The sequence below is a fragment of the Alcanivorax sp. HI0044 genome (genome assembly GCF_001634945.1).
The window spans coordinates 1-1,420 of record NZ_LWEZ01001685.1; the positions used below are offsets into that span (position 1 = coordinate 1).

The 1,420-nt window shown below is 59.7% G+C and carries 2 protein-coding genes and 1 pseudogene; all 3 read right to left on the minus strand.

The genetic code is table 11. The annotated features are described in order from the left end of the window. Positions 1 to 57: 57 nt before the first annotated feature. Positions 58 to 510 (minus strand): transcription antitermination factor NusB, encoded by a 453-nt coding sequence (gene nusB, locus A3730_RS25395; RefSeq protein WP_063520721.1) that lies wholly within the window; start codon positions 508 to 510, stop codon positions 58 to 60. 60 nt (positions 511 to 570) lie between these two features. After that, on the minus strand, positions 571 to 1,041 hold the full coding sequence (gene ribE, locus A3730_RS25400) for a 6,7-dimethyl-8-ribityllumazine synthase (RefSeq protein WP_007150362.1): 471 nt from the start codon (positions 1,039 to 1,041) through the stop codon (positions 571 to 573). Between the two features lie 142 nt (positions 1,042 to 1,183). Next, a pseudogene (locus tag A3730_RS25405) lies at positions 1,184 to 1,420 on the minus strand (bifunctional 3,4-dihydroxy-2-butanone-4-phosphate synthase/GTP cyclohydrolase II); the annotation flags it as partial.

The following is a 1,420-nucleotide window of genomic DNA, read 5'->3' on the forward strand; positions in this document are numbered from 1 at the left end:
AAGCATAACGCGGCTTGCCCGCAGAACGCACGGGCAGGCCAACGCTAGCAGCGGGTATCAGTCACGGGGGCGGCGTTCCGACGCTTCCGCATAACGCAACTGGCGCGCCAGCTTGTCGAGCACCCCATTCACGTACTTGAAGGAATCTTCTGCGCCAAACACCTTGGCCAGTTCAATGCCTTCGTTGATCACCACCCGGTAAGGCACATCCTGGCGTTCCTTCAACTCGAAGGCGCCGAGTCGCAGAATCGCTTTTTCCACCTGGGACAGCTCTTCCACACGCCGATCCAGATAGGGCGTGAGCTGCTCGTCCAGCGCTTTCACCTGGCCCAGCACCCCGTGCAGCAGATCATGAAAGTATTCACGGTCCACCTTGGCAAAATCCTGATTCGCCAGAAACTGGGCTTCAATGTCGCTCACGGCAGCACCGGCCAGCTGCCACTGGTACAGCGCCTGAAGGGTGAAACGACGCGCCTTGCGACGGGCACTGGGTGTAGATGGATTGTTCATGCGACCTCAGATAACGGAAAACGATGCCGGGCGCCTGCGCCCAGCGCCGCGCCCCTGGAATTACAGGGCTTTAAACAGCGACACCATTTCCAGTGCGCACAGGGCGGCTTCCGCCCCCTTGTTACCGGCCTTGGTGCCGGAGCGTTCGATGGCCTGCTCAATGGTGTCCACGGTCAGCACGCCGAACGCCACCGGGGTACCGGTGCTGTTCTGAACCGAGGCAATGCCCTTGGCGGCTTCGCCGGCCACGAACTCAAAGTGGGCAGTGCCACCACGAATCACCGCGCCCAGCGCAATCACCGCGTCATAGCTACGCTTCTCGATGACCTTTTTCACCGCCACCGGCATTTCCCAGGCACCGGGTACACGGATGATTTCAATATCGTCACGGCTCACCCCGTGACGCACCAGCGCATCCACGGCACCGTCCAGCAGGGCTTCCACCACAAAGCTGTTAAAGCGCGCCACCACGATACCGTAACGGCCACCCACGTTGCTCAGAGTACCTTCGAGAGTCTTGATGTTTTGCATGTGTCTTGTCCTGATCATTGGTCGCACCTGGCAAGGCAGGAGCGTCCAGTGGTTTCGATTAGCTTCCTGACGCCGAAAGCCCAATGCCCAACGCTAAAATCGCAAGCATCAGGCCTGAGGCGTCAGGCATCGGGCGTCTCATTCAACTATCCGCGTCCAAGTACTCGGTGATTTCCAGGTCGAAACCACTCAACGCGTTGAATTTCATCGGGGAGCTGAGCAGGCGCATTTTGCGCACGCCCAGTGCCTTCAGAATCTGGGAACCGGTGCCGATGTTGCGGTACGCACGGGACTCGCCCTTGGGCTTGCCAGCGGTGCCGCCGAAGAAGGCATCCAGGCGTTCGACGATATCGTTGGAGGCGTAATCCTGCCCCAGAAT

What these genes read in the sequence shown, in the direction of transcription:
- nusB (WP_063520721.1), bottom strand. Translation starts at nt 510, where the DNA reads ATGAACAATCCATCTACACCCAGTGCCCGTCGCAAGGCGCGTCGTTTC.
- ribE (WP_007150362.1), bottom strand. Translation starts at nt 1,041, where the DNA reads ATGCAAAACATCAAGACTCTCGAAGGTACTCTGAGCAACGTGGGTGGC.